At 46.3% G+C, this 16,980-nt stretch carries 17 protein-coding genes; 3 read left to right on the top strand and 14 right to left on the bottom strand.

From position 1 onward, the window contains the following. From nuoI to MJO52_RS05000, 9 genes are all read right to left on the bottom strand, one after another. Positions 1-519, bottom strand: a complete 519-nt coding sequence (nuoI, locus tag MJO52_RS04960; protein ID WP_252084840.1) for an NADH-quinone oxidoreductase subunit NuoI — start codon at positions 517-519, stop codon at positions 1-3. Positions 520-559: 40 nt separating this feature from the next. Continuing rightward, positions 560-1,516: an NADH-quinone oxidoreductase subunit NuoH gene (nuoH, locus tag MJO52_RS04965; RefSeq protein ID WP_252084841.1), complete on the bottom strand. Its 957-nt coding sequence runs from the start codon at positions 1,514-1,516 to the stop codon at positions 560-562. A 3-nt stretch (positions 1,517-1,519) separates the two neighbouring features. Beyond that, a complete protein-coding gene (gene nuoG / locus MJO52_RS04970) occupies positions 1,520-4,360 on the bottom strand; it encodes an NADH-quinone oxidoreductase subunit NuoG (RefSeq protein ID WP_252084842.1) in 2,841 nt (946 codons plus the stop codon). A 56-nt stretch (positions 4,361-4,416) separates the two neighbouring features. Next, the gene (nuoF, locus tag MJO52_RS04975) at positions 4,417-5,691 is read right to left on the bottom strand and encodes an NADH-quinone oxidoreductase subunit NuoF (protein WP_252084843.1); all 1,275 of its coding nucleotides are present in this window, start codon (positions 5,689-5,691) and stop codon (positions 4,417-4,419) included. Beyond that, on the bottom strand, positions 5,669-6,235 hold the full coding sequence (nuoE, locus tag MJO52_RS04980; RefSeq protein WP_252084844.1) for an NADH-quinone oxidoreductase subunit NuoE: 567 nt from the start codon (positions 6,233-6,235) through the stop codon (positions 5,669-5,671). Before nuoE ends, nuoF begins: the two co-directional genes overlap by 23 nt. Positions 6,236-6,365: 130 nt before the next feature. Then, positions 6,366-8,171 carry an NADH-quinone oxidoreductase subunit C/D gene (gene nuoC, locus MJO52_RS04985; protein ID WP_252084845.1) on the bottom strand — a complete coding sequence of 602 codons (1,806 nt, stop codon included), beginning with the start codon at positions 8,169-8,171 and terminating at the stop codon, positions 6,366-6,368. Between the two features lie 41 nt (positions 8,172-8,212). Beyond that, positions 8,213-8,860, bottom strand: a complete 648-nt coding sequence (locus MJO52_RS04990) for a NuoB/complex I 20 kDa subunit family protein (RefSeq protein WP_252084846.1) — start codon at positions 8,858-8,860, stop codon at positions 8,213-8,215. A gap of 18 nt (positions 8,861-8,878) precedes the next feature. Beyond that, the gene (gene ndhC / locus MJO52_RS04995) at positions 8,879-9,292 is read right to left on the bottom strand and encodes an NADH-quinone oxidoreductase subunit A (RefSeq protein ID WP_252084847.1); all 414 of its coding nucleotides are present in this window, start codon (positions 9,290-9,292) and stop codon (positions 8,879-8,881) included. A gap of 455 nt (positions 9,293-9,747) precedes the next feature. After that, on the bottom strand, positions 9,748-10,458 hold the full coding sequence (locus tag MJO52_RS05000; RefSeq protein WP_252084848.1) for a DUF3885 domain-containing protein: 711 nt from the start codon (positions 10,456-10,458) through the stop codon (positions 9,748-9,750). 565 nt (positions 10,459-11,023) lie between these two features. Between MJO52_RS05000 and MJO52_RS05005 the strand changes: the two genes are divergently transcribed. Beyond that, positions 11,024-12,433 carry a YdgA family protein gene (locus MJO52_RS05005; RefSeq protein ID WP_252084849.1) on the top strand — a complete coding sequence of 470 codons (1,410 nt, stop codon included), beginning with the start codon at positions 11,024-11,026 and terminating at the stop codon, positions 12,431-12,433. Between the two features lie 259 nt (positions 12,434-12,692). Here MJO52_RS05005 and MJO52_RS05010 read toward each other — a convergent pair whose 3' ends face one another. Together MJO52_RS05010 and MJO52_RS05015 are read right to left on the bottom strand one after the other, a co-directional pair. Continuing rightward, complete coding sequence (locus MJO52_RS05010; protein WP_252084850.1) at positions 12,693-12,926, bottom strand: DUF5062 family protein; 234 nt, start codon at positions 12,924-12,926, stop codon at positions 12,693-12,695. Positions 12,927-13,540: 614 nt separating this feature from the next. Further along, a complete protein-coding gene (locus MJO52_RS05015; protein ID WP_252084851.1) occupies positions 13,541-13,762 on the bottom strand; it encodes a hypothetical protein in 222 nt (73 codons plus the stop codon). Here MJO52_RS05015 and MJO52_RS05020 point away from each other — a divergent pair. Continuing rightward, positions 13,742-14,128, top strand: coding sequence for a reverse transcriptase domain-containing protein (locus MJO52_RS05020; protein ID WP_252085973.1), 387 nt, complete (start codon positions 13,742-13,744; stop codon positions 14,126-14,128). The two genes, MJO52_RS05015 and MJO52_RS05020, sit on opposite strands and share 21 nt — an antisense overlap. Before the next feature lie 30 nt (positions 14,129-14,158). Next, positions 14,159-14,299: a hypothetical protein gene (locus tag MJO52_RS05025; protein WP_252084852.1), complete on the top strand. Its 141-nt coding sequence runs from the start codon at positions 14,159-14,161 to the stop codon at positions 14,297-14,299. 100 nt (positions 14,300-14,399) lie between these two features. Here the strand turns inward: MJO52_RS05025 and MJO52_RS21375 are convergent, their stop codons facing one another. Genes MJO52_RS21375 through MJO52_RS05035 form a run of 3 tightly spaced genes read right to left on the bottom strand, consistent with a single transcriptional unit; the run spans position 14,400 to position 16,124 of the window. Further along, entirely contained in the window at positions 14,400-14,600 is a 201-nt protein-coding gene (locus MJO52_RS21375) for a hypothetical protein (protein WP_353505467.1), read from the bottom strand. 28 nt (positions 14,601-14,628) lie between these two features. Further along, positions 14,629-15,873, bottom strand: coding sequence for a cytochrome-c peroxidase (locus tag MJO52_RS05030; RefSeq protein WP_252084853.1), 1,245 nt, complete (start codon positions 15,871-15,873; stop codon positions 14,629-14,631). Continuing rightward, on the bottom strand, positions 15,867-16,124 hold the full coding sequence (locus MJO52_RS05035) for a hypothetical protein (protein ID WP_252084854.1): 258 nt from the start codon (positions 16,122-16,124) through the stop codon (positions 15,867-15,869). The genes MJO52_RS05030 and MJO52_RS05035 overlap by 7 nt, the downstream gene beginning before the upstream one ends. Positions 16,125-16,980 lie beyond the last annotated feature (856 nt).

The raw sequence follows: 16,980 nt of genomic DNA on the forward strand, positions 1-16,980 counted from the left end.
CTATAGATTCAGGCCCTTAACATTAATTGGCTCTGCTTCATTATCTGCCTGGCCCTTATCTTTTCCTTTTATGGCTTTGCCTGCGACCTGATAAAAACTATAGTCGTGATATTTTCCTGGTCCATCGATCAATAGATCTTCCTTTTCATACACCATGTTTTGACGATCGTATTCACACATTTCAAAATCAGGTGTTAATTGGATCGCATAAGTTGGGCAGGCATCTTCACAGAGTCCACACATGATGCATCGGGAAAAATTAATACGGAAATATTCTGGACGCCAACGACCATCAGGATCTTCGGTTTTCTGTAAAGAAATACAATCTGGCGGGCAGGCAACTGCACAGAGATTACAGGCTACGCAGCGCTCCTCGCCATTGGGATCCCGGCTTAAAATAATTCTCCCACGGTAGCGTGGCGCTAGGTAAGGTTTCTCCTCTGGATACTGAACGGTGACATTACGCCGGAATAGATGTTTAAATATTAACCACATACTGCGAATTTGACTGGCGATCATTTCCGTCCTCCGGCAATACTGTGGGGATGTGATTGAAGGCCTAGGCGATCCATAACAGTACTCCAGCGGTTGCGAGCAGATTAAACAGAGACAAGGGCAACATGACCTTCCAGCCAAATTTCATCAACTGGTCGTATCGAGGACGGGGAAGGGCTGCACGCAATAGAATGAAAATGGCAACCAGAAAAGCAGTTTTTAGGCAGAACCAGATAATAGGAGGGAGTAGAGGGCCATGCCATCCTCCTAGAAATAAAGTGGTGATTAGTGCGGATATCAGAATTACAGCAAGGTATTCACCAACAAAAAACATTCCAAACTTCATACCTGAATACTCAGTATGAAACCCTGCTGTTAATTCATGTTCTGCCTCGGGGAGGTCAAAGGGTGTCCTGCGACTCTCGGCGATACCGGCAATAAAGAAAACAATAAAACCCAGAAACTGGGGCACAATAAACCAAGTGTCCGCCTGGGCATTGACAATATCCCTCAAATTGAAACTACCGGACATCATCACTACACCCATCAGGCTCAATCCCATAAAGACTTCATAGGAGACTGTCTGTGCGGCGGCTCGGAGACCACCTAGTAGCGCATACTTATTATTAGAGGCATAGCCACCAAGGATTATGCTGTAAACGGCAATGGAGCTCATTGCAAGCACAAACAGTAGACCAATATTAAGATCGGCAACCCCAATACTTGGTGACATGGGCACTACGGCAAAAGCAATCAGCATGGTTGCCATAACGACTGTAGGCGCTAGAACAAAGACAGGAATATCGGCAAACCGAGGAATGAAGTCTTCTTTAAAGAACAGCTTAATCATATCGGCAAGAACTTGTAATGTGCCGAAGGGACCCACCCGATTTGGACCTGGCCGATCCTGCCAAAATCCAAGAAGTCGTCTCTCTCCCCAAGTGAGGATAGCTGCGAGTAACACGGTAACGATAAGTACACCGAAAATATTGAGCAGAGTAATCCAGATTGGTGTACTCATGGCTTATTGATCCTCGCTAATCATAGGTGCCACTGCCGGACGTAGAGAGGCATAGCCAGGAATCTGAGGAGCCAGGGTCTCCATTCCCGGTAATCCAAAAGGCACACCAATACACCCATGGGGTATGGTGTTGCAGGGTCTTATTTCTGCTCTATGGGTGTCATTGCTAGTTTCTATATCTACCAGTTCTCCCATAGTCAGAGTGTAGTGAGCTAGGGTATCTGGATGTATTAATATAAATGGAGCGTCAATAATTTCAGAGAGAGACATTGATTGGTTACTGAGTTCCTCACTACCAAAGAGGCGATAAATGGGAAGCATCTGTACTTTATTGGAGGTTTCTGATGGATGCTCTAATTCACCACTAGAGGGGAGGTATTCAGAGATAGGTCGTGGAGCTCGTTCAATTCTTTTTCCTGACGGCCCCCCTTTACGCTCACCACCAACTTGTTGTTGAAACTTAAAGATAGATTGGTTGGAGTTCCATCCTGGTGACCAAATATTTGCCTGGAGTGGAGTTTTATTGGGATTGTGTATGCCTTCCATACTGAAGCTCATGGGAGCATCAGGATCTTTAATGGGGGGTGTTTCTGAAACATGTTGTTGGGCGTGGATAGCGGTACGCCCACTATAACGGGCACTTTGTCGAGCGATCTTAAGACCATCTATGCGATAGTCTTCATTGGGGCCGAGATCAGCGAGAACCCCCAGTGTCGTGAACTCCTTCGCTATGGCATTACTGAGATCTGTACTGTGCTTCCAGCTGTTGATCACTGAGAGGTTAGCGGACTTCTCAGTACAGAAATCTACAGCATCCACAAGCCAGCGCCAGCTCTCCTGAATGTATCCTTTGCCTTCATAGACTGCATAAAATCGCTGGGCTAAACCATTATTATTTATATAAGTACCCTGTGATTCGGCTGTTGTAGATGCTGGGAAGATCCAGTTGGCTCTCTTGGCGGTAGGCGTAAGTAGAGAATCCATCAGAATAACTTCATCCACTAGAGAAAAAATCTTCTCTGCAGATGGTGTATCCAGTCGCCGATATAGATCATTTTCCAGCACAACAAGACTGGTTGGAATAGTATTCTTTGTTGTTGTCAGTGACTCCAAGAGCTGATCCAGATTGTTATCACTTTCATTAACAAGCTGAATTAATCCCAAGCTGTTAACTTCGCCACAGTTTAAATACAGATTAGTGGGTGACTTTTTGCGATCGCTTATTACGCAAGCCAGATTGGCTACGGCGCTTAAAGTGTTGGGATGCCTGCTGGATACTCCGGATATAATCAGTGGATTATTTGCGTTTTCCAGTATTTGAGCCACGCGTCTAATCTGTTTCTGTAGTTCTGAGGTATTTTCAGTTCCCTGGTTGTTAGAATTTTTGATTTCCTCAGTGAGTGCATTAGTAAACTGTACAACTTTTTCTGGTGACTCAAACAGGGTAGTTTTGGCTATATCTGTGAGGTCGGTAAGCTCTGTTCCTATAAAAATAATCGGGCTGGGATCACCCTCTAGTTGTCTTACGGAAGCATCTTGCCACAAAGGAATTTTTAAATTTTGAGCCTGCTTTTTTTGACGATTACGTGCTGCTTGACGCACAGCCAAGGCAATACGGGGCGCCGTGTTATAGATATCTTCACCGATTATCAGAACCGCATCTGCGGATTCTATTTCTGGAGTATTGGGACTTTTTACTCGGTCGTCACTCTGTATAGCGTTGATCTGTTGCAATAACTGCTGATCGAGACGGTTTAGCCCAGAAAAGAAATTGTCGGCTCCAACTAGTTGCTGTAGAGCAAAATTATTTTCTATTGATGCTCGGGGAGAGCCAACGCCAATGATCCGGCGGAGTTGGCGTTGAGCTGCGGTGACTTGCACCGATAGGTGTAGAACACCATCGCGGGGGTTTACTTTACAGTGAAGTTTATCTTTTGAATCTGCGGTGGAGCTAATAAGCTCCTCATCATGTACACTCAATACCTGATCAATGCGTGTTGAGCCATTGACATATTCGTACCCGAAACGACCTCGATCGCAGAGAAAGTAACCGTTTATATCGTGGTGGAAGAGATTGGTAATACGCCTTAGTACAGGGTCGTTACCATTGCTGGATTCTCTTGCACCAGGTGCAGTGTTACACCCTACTGCACAGTGTTCACAAACCGAAGGCGCTGTTTGTAGATCCCATTTTCTAACAAAATGTGCACTGAATGTTTTATCAGTGAATACACCGGTAGGGCAGATTTCAACCAAGTTTCCGCTGAAGCCATTTTGTAGGCGACCTTCTTCTTGACGACCAAAATAAACCTGATGATTACGACCGAGTGCCTGTAAATCACTCCCTCCAGCATAATCGTTGTAAAACCGTACACAACGGTAGCACGTAATACACCGATTCATTTCATGATTGATAAATGGGCCAAGATATTGATTGCGATGTGTACGCTTGGTGCCCCTATAGCGGCGCATGGTGTGACCTGACATTTCAGTCATATCCTGCAAGTGACACTCACCACCTTCCTCACAAACTGGACAGTCGTGGGGATGATTGGTCATCAGGTCTTCAATGATACTGCCGCGAAATTCTTTTGCTGCCTCGGCATTGACACTGTAGATACCACCATCTCGAACTGGTGTCATACAGCTCATAATTAATCGACCCGATTGGTCTTCACTGTCTTTATATTCGATCATGGCACATTGCCGGCAGGCACCTACCGAGCCCATTTCAGGGTGCCAGCAAAAATAGGGGACATTTAGACCTACAGTCAGACAGCTGCTGAGAAGATTTTGATCGCCATCAACCTGATACTTCTCGCCATCGATCGTTATGGTTGGCATCGTTAATCCATTATTTATTTGATATTATTGGGAGTCCGGCCAATCTCTTTCGCTAGTTATTTATAGGGGCAACAGCCTTTCTTGATATGATCTATATAGTCCTGTTCAAATAGTTTGAGGGAACTCTGAATGGGTTCAGCTGCCCCAGGAGCCAATGCACAGAAAGTTTTACCTGGGGCAATACGCTTACATTGCTCATGTAGCAATTCAAGGTCTTCGGGCAGACCTTCCCCACTCTCGATTCTTTGTAGAACTTTCACAATCCAGGGCAAGCCATCTCGGCAAGGAGTACACCATCCACAGGATTCGCGCGCAAAAAACTGTGTAAGATTTAGTACCAGCCCAATAGGACAGGTTTTATCATCTAACACAATAATTGTACCGGTCCCCATACGGCTACCAGCCTTGCCGATCACGTCATAATCCATAGGGAGATCGAGGTGATCGGGCCCCAGGAAATCAGTAGATCCTCCGCCTGGTAGGAAGCCTTTTAGCCGAAGTCCATCTCTCATGCCACCGGCATACTGTTCAATAATTTCGCGAATAGGGGTACCCATTGGCAATTCCCAAGTGCCGGGATTTTTGACTTTGCCGCTGACGCCAAATATTTTACTGCCAGCATCCTGTCCGACGCCCAAGCCACGGTACCAGTCGACTCCATATGCTACCAAATGGGGTATATTGCAGAAGGTTTCTACATTATTTACAACCGTAGGTTTACCCCATAAGCCACTTACTTGAGGGAATGGTGGTTTAGCTCTGGGGATTGCACGTTGCCCCTCAAGAGCATTGAGAAGCGCTGTCTCTTCACCGCAGATATAATTACCTGCACTGCGATGCACAAAAATTTCCAATGAAAAATCACTATCAAAAATATTTTTTCCGATAAGACCTTGAGATTTTGCTTCCTCTATTGCTCGCTCCAGGCGTTCTGCTGCCAGGTGATATTCCCCGCGAATGAATATGTAACCAATGGATGCGCCTATGGCGTAGGCAGCAATTGCCATCCCTTCTAATAATAAATGTGGATCACGCTCCATAAGGAGGCGGTCTTTGAATGTGCCCGGCTCCATTTCATCTGCGTTGCAGACAACAAACTTTTGCTCAGGGGATCCTTCGCCTCGGGGAACAAAGCTCCACTTCAATCCAGTGTTAAATCCCGCCCCACCGCGTCCACGTAACCCGCCATCTTTGACAAGATTGATAATGTCATCCGGTACCATAGAGTGCGCTTTTCGCCATCCTTGGTAACCATCATTATCCAGGTACTGGGTGATATCTGCTGCGGTATTTTCTTTGGAGATATTTTTAGTGAGAGGATTTGTCAGCATGGATTTGTTTCTTTTTATCGATTAGTGCGTCGATAGCTGATTCATCGAGGTTTCTATACATTTCCTCTCCCAGCATGAGTACAGGCGCTTTATCACAGTCGCCTAAGCAGGGAGCCTCTAGTAGAGTAAATATTCCATCCTTAGTTGTCTGGCCTGGTTCAATTTGTAGACTCTGGCTTATGTGTTTTTGTAACTGATCACAGCCCATAACCCAGCAGCTGGCACTTTTACAAAGCAAGATCACTTCTTTCCCAACGGGCTGACGAAAAATCAGTTGAAAATAAGTGGCTACGCTCTCCAGTTGAGCTACAGGCATGTCCAAGTAGTTTGCAATGGCCTGTAGACTACCGTCTGAAATCCAGCCCCGATACTTTTGTACGATTCTAAGTGCTTCTAAACCCACAGAAGATTTTCCCTCATAGTGAGAGGCCTCTTCATCAATTTCTCGCTTTTCCTCATCGGTGAGGGTTTCGGAGAGTTCTTCTGGATCCTTGTTACTTTGCTCCATTACTTCGATCAGTTCCGGTTCTAGTACGCTGGACATTTTCGCCTCCTATGGTCGAATCACGGAGGCATCTAGAAGATGCTACTGCCGTCGGTGGTTACTGCGACATAAGAGCATCGAATCCTGTATTTCATAAATCTCCCCATAATCTCAGCTGAATTTATTGTTGTTATCGGTCAACATCTGCCATAACAAAGTCAATACTGGCAATGATTGCAATAAGATCCGCAATTAACAGCCCCCGTGACATAAGTGGAATCATTTGTAAATGTGGGAATGAGGGGGTGCGTATTCTGGTGCGGTATGATGTCGTCCCTCCATCGCTGACAATTTGATAACTGTTGAGGCCTTTAGTGGCTTCGATTGGGAAACACACCTCACCGGCGGGCATTACAGGTCCCCAACTGTTATTTACAAAGTGTTGGATGAGGGTTTCTATATCCTGCATAGTGCGCCCCTTTCGTGGAGGCGTCGTCAATGGGTGATCGGATTTATAGGGCCCAGCTGGCATATTTTCCAGGCACTGACGGATAATGCGCAGGCTCTGCCACATTTCATCCACTCGCACACGACACCGATCAAAACAATCACCACCATCATAGCTGGGAATATCGAATTCAAATTGGTCATAGCCACTGTAAGGGCGTTTTTTGCGTAAATCCCATTCAAGCCCGGTTGCGCGCAGACCGGGACCCGTCACTCCCCACTCCAGTGCTTCAGCGGTATTGTAGACGCCGATGCCCCGTGTACGTTTTTGTAGCAGTTTATTTTTGATTACCATCCCGTCGTAATCGCGCAAGCGTTGTGGCATATAGTCGAGAAATTCCCGGACCATCTTTTCCCAACCCTCTGGTAGATCCTGAGCTACACCGCCGATCCGAAACCAGGCCGGATGCATACGCCCACCAGTGATGGCCTCGACTATGCCAAAAAGTTTCTCTCGGTCGATAAACATGTAAAAGACAGGGGACATCTGTCCGACGTCCTGAGCAAAGGTGCCGAAAAAGACGAGATGGCTGGAAATGCGGAAAAACTCGCACATCATTACACGAATAACCTGGGCACGTTCGGGCACCTGAATTCCGGCGAGTTGCTCCAGAGCCAATACGTAGGGCAGGTTATTCATAACGCCACCCAGGTAATCAATGCGATCTGTATAGGGCACATAGGTGTGCCAGGCTTGGCGTTCTGCCATTTTTTCTGCGCCGCGATGGTGATAACCGATATCCGGTACCGCATCCACTATTTGTTCACCATCGAGTTGCAGGGCGATGCGAAAAACGCCATGCACACTGGGGTGGTTTGGCCCCAAATTTAGAAACATAAATTCTGAGTCTTCATTGGCACGAGCCATGCCCCAATCTTCAGGGCGAAATAATAGTGCCTCTTGCTCCTTACGCTCTTTTTCTTCAGAAAGACTGAAAGGGTCTACTTCTGTGGCGCGTGCATGATGATCCTTACGCAGGGGATGTCCTTTCCAGGTAGTGGGCATCATAATCCGGCGCAAATGTGGATGCCCTTCGAAATTAATCCCAAAGAGGTCCCAAACCTCCCGCTCATACCAGTTGGCGTTTTGCCAAATGTCATCAATTGATGGCACTGAAAGCTTGGATTCGGCCAGAGCGACCTTAATGCGGATAAATAAATTGCGAGTGAAAGATAGGAGTTGGTAGACCAGGGTAAAATCACTAGCTGGCTGCTTTTCTGGTCCTTCTCCGCGGTTTACTCGCAAGCGCTCATCTATTGCGCTGAGGTCGTAAAGCATGGCGAATGGACGAGAAATATCTACCTTGAGAAATTGCAATATGGGAATCAGGGACTGGGCATCTACCCATAGAGTGGGCATATCTCCACAATTTGGTTGTAACCAGTAATTGTGCAAATGATATTCCTGGTCGAGATCACGCAGGAATAGCTCAGCCTCCTTGCTATAGGCAGTCTCACTGTGAATACTTTTTGCTATAACGCCTGTCATGAGGGTCCCATTGTTATTGTTTTATTAGAGCGCTTTAAGCTTTAAACCGTATCTGGAGAGCGCAATAGTTCCGTACGCATCCGTTCTTCTCGATGCAAATCCCGCTGGCTTGGTTTGGCTACTTTTCTGGTTCCATGTTCGTCCACTACCCAACTGAAATTTCTGCGCTCGGCAGCAACGGATTTTTGTAGCAGAGTGAGACCCTGCAGTAATGCTTCTGGGCGTGGGGGGCACCCGGGGACATAGACATCAACAGGCAAAAATTTATCGACACCTTGCACCACGCTGTAAATGTCGTACATGCCGCCAGAGTTGGCACAAGAGCCCATGGATATCACCCAGCGAGGCTCGATCATTTGTTCGTAGAGCCGCTGTACCACAGGCGCCATTTTTAGGAATACGGTGCCAGAAATTACAATAAGATCAGCTTGCCGTGGCGTTGCACGAATGACTTCTGCGCCGAAACGGGAGATATCATGGCGGCTGGTAAATGCAGTGGCCATTTCCACATAGCAGCAGGAAAGCCCGAAGTTAAATGGCCAAAGTGAATTAGAGCGTCCCCAGGCGACTAACTCTTCCAACTTGGCGAGTAGAACATTTTTTTGCAGGTCTTCTTCGAATTCCTCGCCACTTGACTTACGGGAGTCAGAGGCGATGACATCATCTGCCTTACTCAGCTGCCAGCGCATGGTGTTTTCCTGGTTTCTTTATTGATTATTTTTGCGGCCAATCAAACTTTTTTGTTGTCCGCCCCACTCCAATGCACCCAGGCGCCATAGGTAGATCAGCCCTACCAGTAGGATGACAATAAAGATTGTGGCTTCGATAAAGCCGAGAAGTCCGGTCTCAAAGAAGGCAATTGACCAGCTAAACAGATAAACCGCTTCCAGGTCGAATACAATGAATAAAATGGCAACCAAATAGTAGGCAACTGAAATTCGCAGGCGAGCACTGCCCTGGGAGATAATCCCGGATTCAAAAGGTTCATCTGTTGCGGGATCTCTTCTCTTCTGCCCGAGAAAATAGGAAAGGCTCAGCATCAGGACAATTAGTGCGAGTACAGCGAGGCAATAAACGACAAGAGGCCACACTTCCGGGTTGAGCTGCTCTGGGTAGTTCAACTTCTTTCTCCCCGTTTTTCTTATGGGTCACGCCCGAATTGATTCTTAGTACCGCCGCGAAAATACTTGGTATTTTTTTGATAGGAACGATTTCTGGTACAGAAAACGAATGGAATACTTTTGAGTTGCCCTCTACTTCAACGAGGTGCCTGCTAGCTCCCAAAATCCTTGTTTGCTTGTTCACTGTTTATAAGGCTTAGTCCAAGATTACGCCAGTATCACTAAGGAACGTTTAATTCTTATACCTTTACTTTTTATTAGATGGAATTCTGTGATAATTAACGTCAGTGATCGGAAAACTTAATTTTGTGTCAATAAATGGAGATATTTAAGACATGTATGGCGCAATAAAATAGGTGAAAAGGCGATGCAAGATAGAGAGAGCTGGGATTGGGATTCATATGGGGAGTGGTGCGGAGGATAAATCAGGGGACTGTGCCCCCCGATTTAAGGCGTTAGCCAAAATTCGTGTCCATCATCTCTCTATCGTAGTCGAGAAGGTATGAGTCGAATTTCTTGTATAGCTGAAACAGTATGGCCTTGTTGCCAATAACGTCCATGCCTCGAACATCATAAGGCCAAGCTTCAACTCCTTTAGTTAGATCAAAGAGGTAGATGTTTACTAGCGGACATGGCTTGACGCCTAAGTCTTGTGCCATGCTGCACCAAAGTAGCTTCTTCAGACTTGATTTGGGTAGTTTTATCGCAATTGTATGCCAGTAATCTTCAGTTTCCCCCTCAATCCAGCCTTCATCTACCGCTACACGCTCAAGCCAGTGCTCTTTCTCTTTCACTTTCTTGGGAAATAATCCAATGTTTCTAAGCTCACGAAAAGTGGAGATAGAAGAAACTAGGGGTTCGTTACTAAAGATACGGTAACAGGCAACAATCTCCTTATCGAATATTTCTTCACATATTTCGTGAGATTTACGTAATGCTAAATCAAATTGATCGAGCCAATCTCCACCTAAGGAAAGCTCAAAACGAAGACCTCCTTTGTGGGCATAGAACAAAGGTCTTTCGAAAGCTTTTCCGGAAAATTGAGACTGGATAGATTCTCGAATATTCATTGTAGCCTTAACGCCGTCATAACCGGCTGGAGCACATAGTGCGGAGGTCCAGGCAGCTTTGCTGGCAATGGTTGATGGCTTTGGTACACCCAACATGGGCGTAGACTAATGGGGTGAAAGCCCACTGTAGGAAGATCACCGTTTAATGAATTCCATTAAATGCTAACTAATAGTGAATGGCAACTGTAATACCGCAAGGTCTTGTGGGGAAGAGGTCGATAGAAAAACTACGAGCTGGCCAAGGATACAGAAACCGGTAGATCTAACGGGTAGAGTAAGTGATGCACTTTAAAGCTGAATGCAGGCAATAATTACAATCACAAATACATGAATTTATACTTTCGGGTGGCCCAGCAAACTGAATCTCAACTTGCCAACGGTTACATTTATGCGATCCCTTATAGAATATAAAAGTTTGTACCAATTACAACTAATTACAGCGTTCGCATTTTCGACGAGGAAGGCTTCCCGGCTCTAACATTACGGAGTAGATGTGGTGAGTTTCATTGAGTCCGCTTTAAATATCGTTGTTATAGGGGTGTCCGTTTGTAGTTTACACCAAGAAAGAATAAGTATTTTATGTTTTGACTTACAGGTGCCTGTAAATATGAGATAATAATAGACTTACTTCCCAGCCAATTTGTAGTTTGGATTTATTTTAATGAAGAAATTATTGAGTGTATTGCTTCCAGCAGCAGTGCTTACTGGTGTTGTTGCACCGAAAATTGCCGGCATTCAACTTGAGTCATCCATTGATGAAATAGTCACTGCCGCAAATGAAAATTCGGCATATTCGGTTGAAATAAAAAGCATGGATTCATCCTGGTTTTCAACCCAGGCCACCTTTTTGGTCAGCATGGAACTCAATGCTTTCTCGGATGTGTCAGATCCTCCTGAACTTGAATCTTTTTCTGTAGAAGTAGATTTCAGTGCTTCCCACGGCCCCTTTCGCTTCGGTGAACATGCCGGTTTCGGATGGCTTGGCTGGACACTAGAAGCTGCCGGTGATCAATTACGTGAACATTTGGTGTGGGCTGAGCAAACTCCTTTTTACCAGCTTCATGGTAATATGAATGTTTTAGGTGGTTATTACTATAACGACAGCATTACACCATTTACTACTGATATTGAAGATCATAAAGCTCAGTTAACTTTCAGCGGTTTCCAGGGTAAAGGGCAATATCAGAATGGGCAACTAACTTACCAGGGGGGTGCCGATAGCCTTACTGTCACTTCTGAGTTAAGGGATGTCAAGGCTGAAAGGTTGACTATGGATATGACCATGCCTTCCTCCCTCAAGGCAATCTTTGAAAGTGCTTTTTATGATTCTGATATAACAATTAACCTTGGTGCCATCAGTTTAAATGATAGAGAACAAAACGAAAATATTGACATTGCTGACCTATATGTGAAGGGCAGTACTGAATTCAACCAAGAAAAACAACTGGGAAATATGCAGGTTGCCTACGGCTCTAAAAAGGTCGACATAGCTGAATTCCATGGTGAAGATCTGGCCCTTGAGATTGAGGTCGCCAATATCAGCCAAGAATTTTGGAAGTCTTATCAGGATTTTGCCTACTCACGCAATACGTTGCCTGCTGAAGACGCAGGATCTAAGGCTATGGAGTTTATGAACGCTAATCTGTTATCTTTAGTGGCTGGCGAACCTCAAGTGAATATTACCAGCTTACGGGGTACTTTCCCGCAAGGCAGCTTTAACAGTAACCTTCATACTAGCTTAGTTGGCATTAGCGTGTTACCGGAGCAACCACTAGATCCGGCTTTCTGGCTGTCACATGCCTTAGTTGACGGCAATCTAAGCGGCGATAAAGCCCTGTTTGAATTTATGGCCGTACAAGTGATGAAAGCTCAATTGAAAAATAACCCGCAAACCCAAGGCATGAGTGAAGAGCAGCTGGAGCAAGTAGCTGCTCAACAAGTGCCGACCATATTAGCGTCTCTTGAGCAACAAGGTTTGTTAGTATCAACCAATGACGGCTACAGCTCCAATATCAGTCTGAAAGACAGCGAGTTTAAGGTGAATGAAAAACCTATGCCGCTGCCCCTTTAGCGGATATTAGCTGTTTGTGACTGAAGTGGCTTATCTTAAGCCACTTCATACTCTTCTTCTAAGGCTGGCGATTTATCGGTTTTTTTGTGTTTACGGTGTTTACCTAAGCTATAAACAATGCCGGACATGGTTTAGTTTTTATTTGTGGTGAAAAGTAGGAATATCGGCGCTAATGGCTGCTAATCCATGACTATGACTTTTTAAGCCCTTTTAGTATGTCTACCAAATACTTCCTGGTCTTACGATAAAACTCCTCTCTTCACTGCTTTGAGGCCCATATTGCTAACCTATGCATGATAGCCTTCTGTGATATTTTGTCTTCTGGAAGGGGTTGAATTAATTTATCGTGAACTAAAAGACGGTAAATATATTCGAGTTTCTCGTGAGCTGAATCGGTAGCTTCGAATTCGACAACGCCTCGCTTGGTACCATATGCAGTACCGAGTGCTATAGCCTTTTTCACCATCTCTTTTTCGTTTTTGAGTTTCTTCATTATCATCTCTCAAAGAGGTCGTCGATATTACGCACCTAACGCCCGCCTCAACTGCCGGTGGCTACTGTCACCTTATTTATTAAGGTTTTGGCAAAAAAGATGACAATGGCCGGAGGTCAATTTACAGGCGCTTGGTGCACTCAGCATGGGCCTGGACTAATAGGGCGAAAGTCCCCTGTAGGAAGATCACCGCTAATGGATTCCATTAAATGCTAACTACTAGCGAATGGCAACTGCAATACCGCGAGGTCTTTTGGGGAGACATCCGCCAGCAAAACTTCGAGCTTAGGAACAGAAACATTCTATAAGGTTTAGCTGGGTGATCTAACAGGTAGAGTCAATGATGCAGCTGTGCAGTGAAAGTTCACGTTCTTATCTAGGGAGATCTGTTTAGCTGTCAGCGTGGGCGCTGACTCATAAGTAGGTCCACCACTATCGTGGAGTAGAAAAAATGGTGGAACATAGCCAGAGCCTCGGTCAGAAATGACCAGGGTGATTAAACAGAACTCAGCCGACGGCATAGTAGCTAAGTGCCAAGATTAATACCTTGAGCACGGTGAAGGCCTCAACCAAAATCCACGAGTTATAAGACAGGGCAGCCTATCGATCTGTTGTCAGCCGGCAATAAAGGTGCCACAGGCATTGATGGGATTACCATCAATGAGTTTGTTCGGCACTTCAAGGTAATTGGCGATGAGATTGTTGAAATTATTCGGCAAGGTCATTATCAACCGCTTCCCGTTAGGCGTGTCTACATCCGCTAGCCAGATGGTGGTCAGCGAGGTCTTGGGATACCTACGATCTTTGATCGTGTTATTCAGCAAGCTGTTGCCCAAGTTATCCACCCCATCTTCGATAAAATTTTTTCGGAGTTTAGCTATGGCTTCCGTCCAAAACGATCACAGTATCATGCAGTGAGCAAGCTTAGAAAATATATCGAGGAAGGGAAACGAATAGCGGAGGATGTCGATTTATCTAAATTTTTTGATCGAGTAAATCATGATTTCCTTATGAGTTTACTTGGCCAAAGAATCAGCGATAAGCGTTTACTCAAATTGATCGCAAGCTACTTGCGCGCAGGATGTGTAGAAGATGGATATTGGAAAGCCTGTCATGAGGGGGTGCCACAAGGTGGCCCTTTATCGCCGCTGCTTTCCAATATTGTACTCGACCTGCTAGACAAAGAACTGGAAAAACGTTGACACAATTTTATCTGCTATGCGGAGAATTTTGTGATCGTCGTTTCCTCTAAACGCGCGGGTGGACGGGTTATGGCGAGTATTAAACGCTTTGTTGAGCGCAAGCTTAAGCTCAAGGTTAACGATACTAAAAGCCAAGTAATCCCCGATTGTTTTGAAACCCGCAGGCAGTAAGTTGCGTCGATCAGTGCTCTCGAATTTGTGTCGAAACCTCTTCCCGATATCCCTACTATCCGGTAGTTTCTAATTCATCAGGCGTTGATAGGGATAAAGTCTAGAAGTCAGATTCAAGGTTGATTGACTCTCGTAACCAGTCCCTGATGTTGGATTCAAAGCTATCTGGGTATGGGAGGCATTTTTCATCGAGAAAGAGGTCGGTATGCTTAGTGGCACTAGCTACCATCCAGCTGAGCGAGATGTCCGAAAGTCTACTACCTGGATAGGATCCACCGTTATTTGAATGGACTGCAGGCATCCAAAGCTGCTCGACAATTTGATTATCGTCAACGGCGTAGCGGCGCCTGGCCTTCGGGGTGTTCGAGGTCCTTTTCGTCGAACGCGTCGTCGGTCAACGTCTTCAGGAACGCCACGACCGCAGCTTCCTCTTCGTCTGTCAGCCCGAGGTTGCCCAGCTCGGCCCGGTTGACGTTCTTAGGGACTTCGGGTTTGGGCCAGCCGGTGATTCCGAAGTTCGGGTCGGTTGCGTCGGGCACTTCACCGAGCGTATCACGGGTGTTGTAGAAATGGACGATTTGCTCGAGCGTGGCGAAGACGCCGTTGTGCCCGTAGGGTGGGGTGATCTCAATGTTGCGGAGAGTGGGCACCTTGAATTTACCATTCTGCGATCCGTCGGGATGCTTGGCGGCAATCTCCGGCCTACCGCCCAGGCCCAGGTCGAGTGGCAGGCTGACGACGCCGTGCAGGACGGCGATTCGTGGGTTCACAGGGAGCCCCAGGTTGTCGTAGGTGAAGTCGGTGAACAGGGCATGCGGGTAGTTCGCCGGCGGCTTGCTACTATGGCAGTTGCTGCATTTGGCTTTGCCATTAAACAGTTGGAGTCCCAACTGTTCCTGCGGGGTCAGGTCGATCTTGCTTGCAACGTAGTAGTCGTACTTGGAGTTGAACTCGGCGAACTCGTCAGTGGGCTCGAAGGACCCGATTGCGGCGCCGAACTTGGGGTAGACCATCTCGACCTGTGGCCACTTGAGGTCTACGCCGTAGAGCCGCCGGAAGGCCTCGAGATAGACCGGATTCTCCGCGAGGCGCGCGAGGACCGCCTCTTTGTTCGGCATGGCCATCTCCAGTGGGTTGAGTGGCGGTCCGATTGCTTGGTCTTTCAGCGAGTTGGCCCGGCCATCCCAGAACTGCCCGCCGACATAGGTCTGGTTCTGCTCATCCCAGTGGAATGGGGGGCTGAACGTCGCGTAAGCGGCGGTCTGGGCGTTACGCGTGCCAAATTTCCCTGGCTCGGACCCGGGGGAGACCGGCATGTTTACGGGATCGGCGGCACTGCGTGGATCGGCGAAACCGGCCGAGTGCGCGTGACAGGTGACGCAGCCGGTGTTACGCCTGGCCGAGATGTTCAGGTCGTTGTAAAGAAGGAATCCCAGCTTAACCCGATCGGGGAGTGGGGTGTTCTGCAGCGGCGGAAGCGTCGCAGGCATCGTGTCTGATGTGGTGGCCGTTTCCCCCGTCAAAGGGAGGACGAAGACCGAGAAGGCAATCATGGTTCTGGCCACGATCAACATACCCAGCCTCCGCGCCTATTAGCTTTAATTATCTTGCTGTAATCCTCGTACTCTGCATACTTCTTTACAGCAAATTCTTTCGCTGAAGCTACAATTTCGCCTCTTCCTTTTCTTTCAGAGACAGGGACCATTTTAATCTTATCCGCTGTATACATTTGCGTTACATTACATAGCGCCAGCTTCCACTGCTCCTTGGAAAGATCAGCGTATTTTGAAAAAACACTGTGAAAAAATCTTGTATCTTTACTCATGAGTTAAGAGACCTGATTTCATGTAATAGTTGACCAGGGAGCCAGTGGTTCACTATCTATCTTTTTATTAAAGACCCTTTAAGTCCCAAAGCGAATCTATTAGCTACTTTAGATTATAGATTTCCTATAAAGTGGAAATCAGATATATTTATTTGCAATTTAATAATCTACGGTAGCCTAGACTCTTTAAAAAAATAGCTCAGGGGTGTGGCGCACATAAGTCAGATTGCCTGACTCTAACCACCGTTAGTAAATTTAAACGCCTACTTCAGTTCTTTCACCCCATTCTGTTGTGCTCAACTCCAACCGAACACTCCTCTAAGCACATTTCTCAAATTCGATAGGGGCTAGGTCCACCAGTGTTGTATGTATTCTGCGTGAGTTTTAAAAAGCAATATAAGCTATTACATCTGCTATCGCATTCTTCCTTGTCGGATAGAGATTTCCCGTTAATCACTCTCGCTTCAAGCCGCTAAAAAAACGTTCAGTCGGTACCTTGTCCCAACAATTTCCCTCTTCCTGCTTCAGGTCCTTTATTCAGCGCCTCAGGTTATTGGCAGTTGTTCCTACAGTCTTTACTATCTTAGAAATCGAATATCCTTTCTTAGAGACAAGAGTTTCGGCGTCTTTCTTAAATGCCGGATTGAAATGCCGACGTGTCCCTTTTTTTTCATGCTTCACCTCGCTTGGTAGTTTTACCATCTTCGCGAAGTGTCTGGATGGATTAGATCAGTACACTGAACTTAAAATCCATAAGCTACAAGGCAGGGCTAGACCACCGCTATGTTTCCAGTTGGATAAGGTTGAGGTAGCGCACTGCCATGACATTCAACTCGATTGAAGAGCTGCTCGAAGA

It is taken from the genome of Microbulbifer variabilis (assembly GCF_023716485.1).
In the GTDB taxonomy this organism is placed as follows: Bacteria; Pseudomonadota; Gammaproteobacteria; order Pseudomonadales; family Cellvibrionaceae; genus Microbulbifer; species Microbulbifer variabilis_B.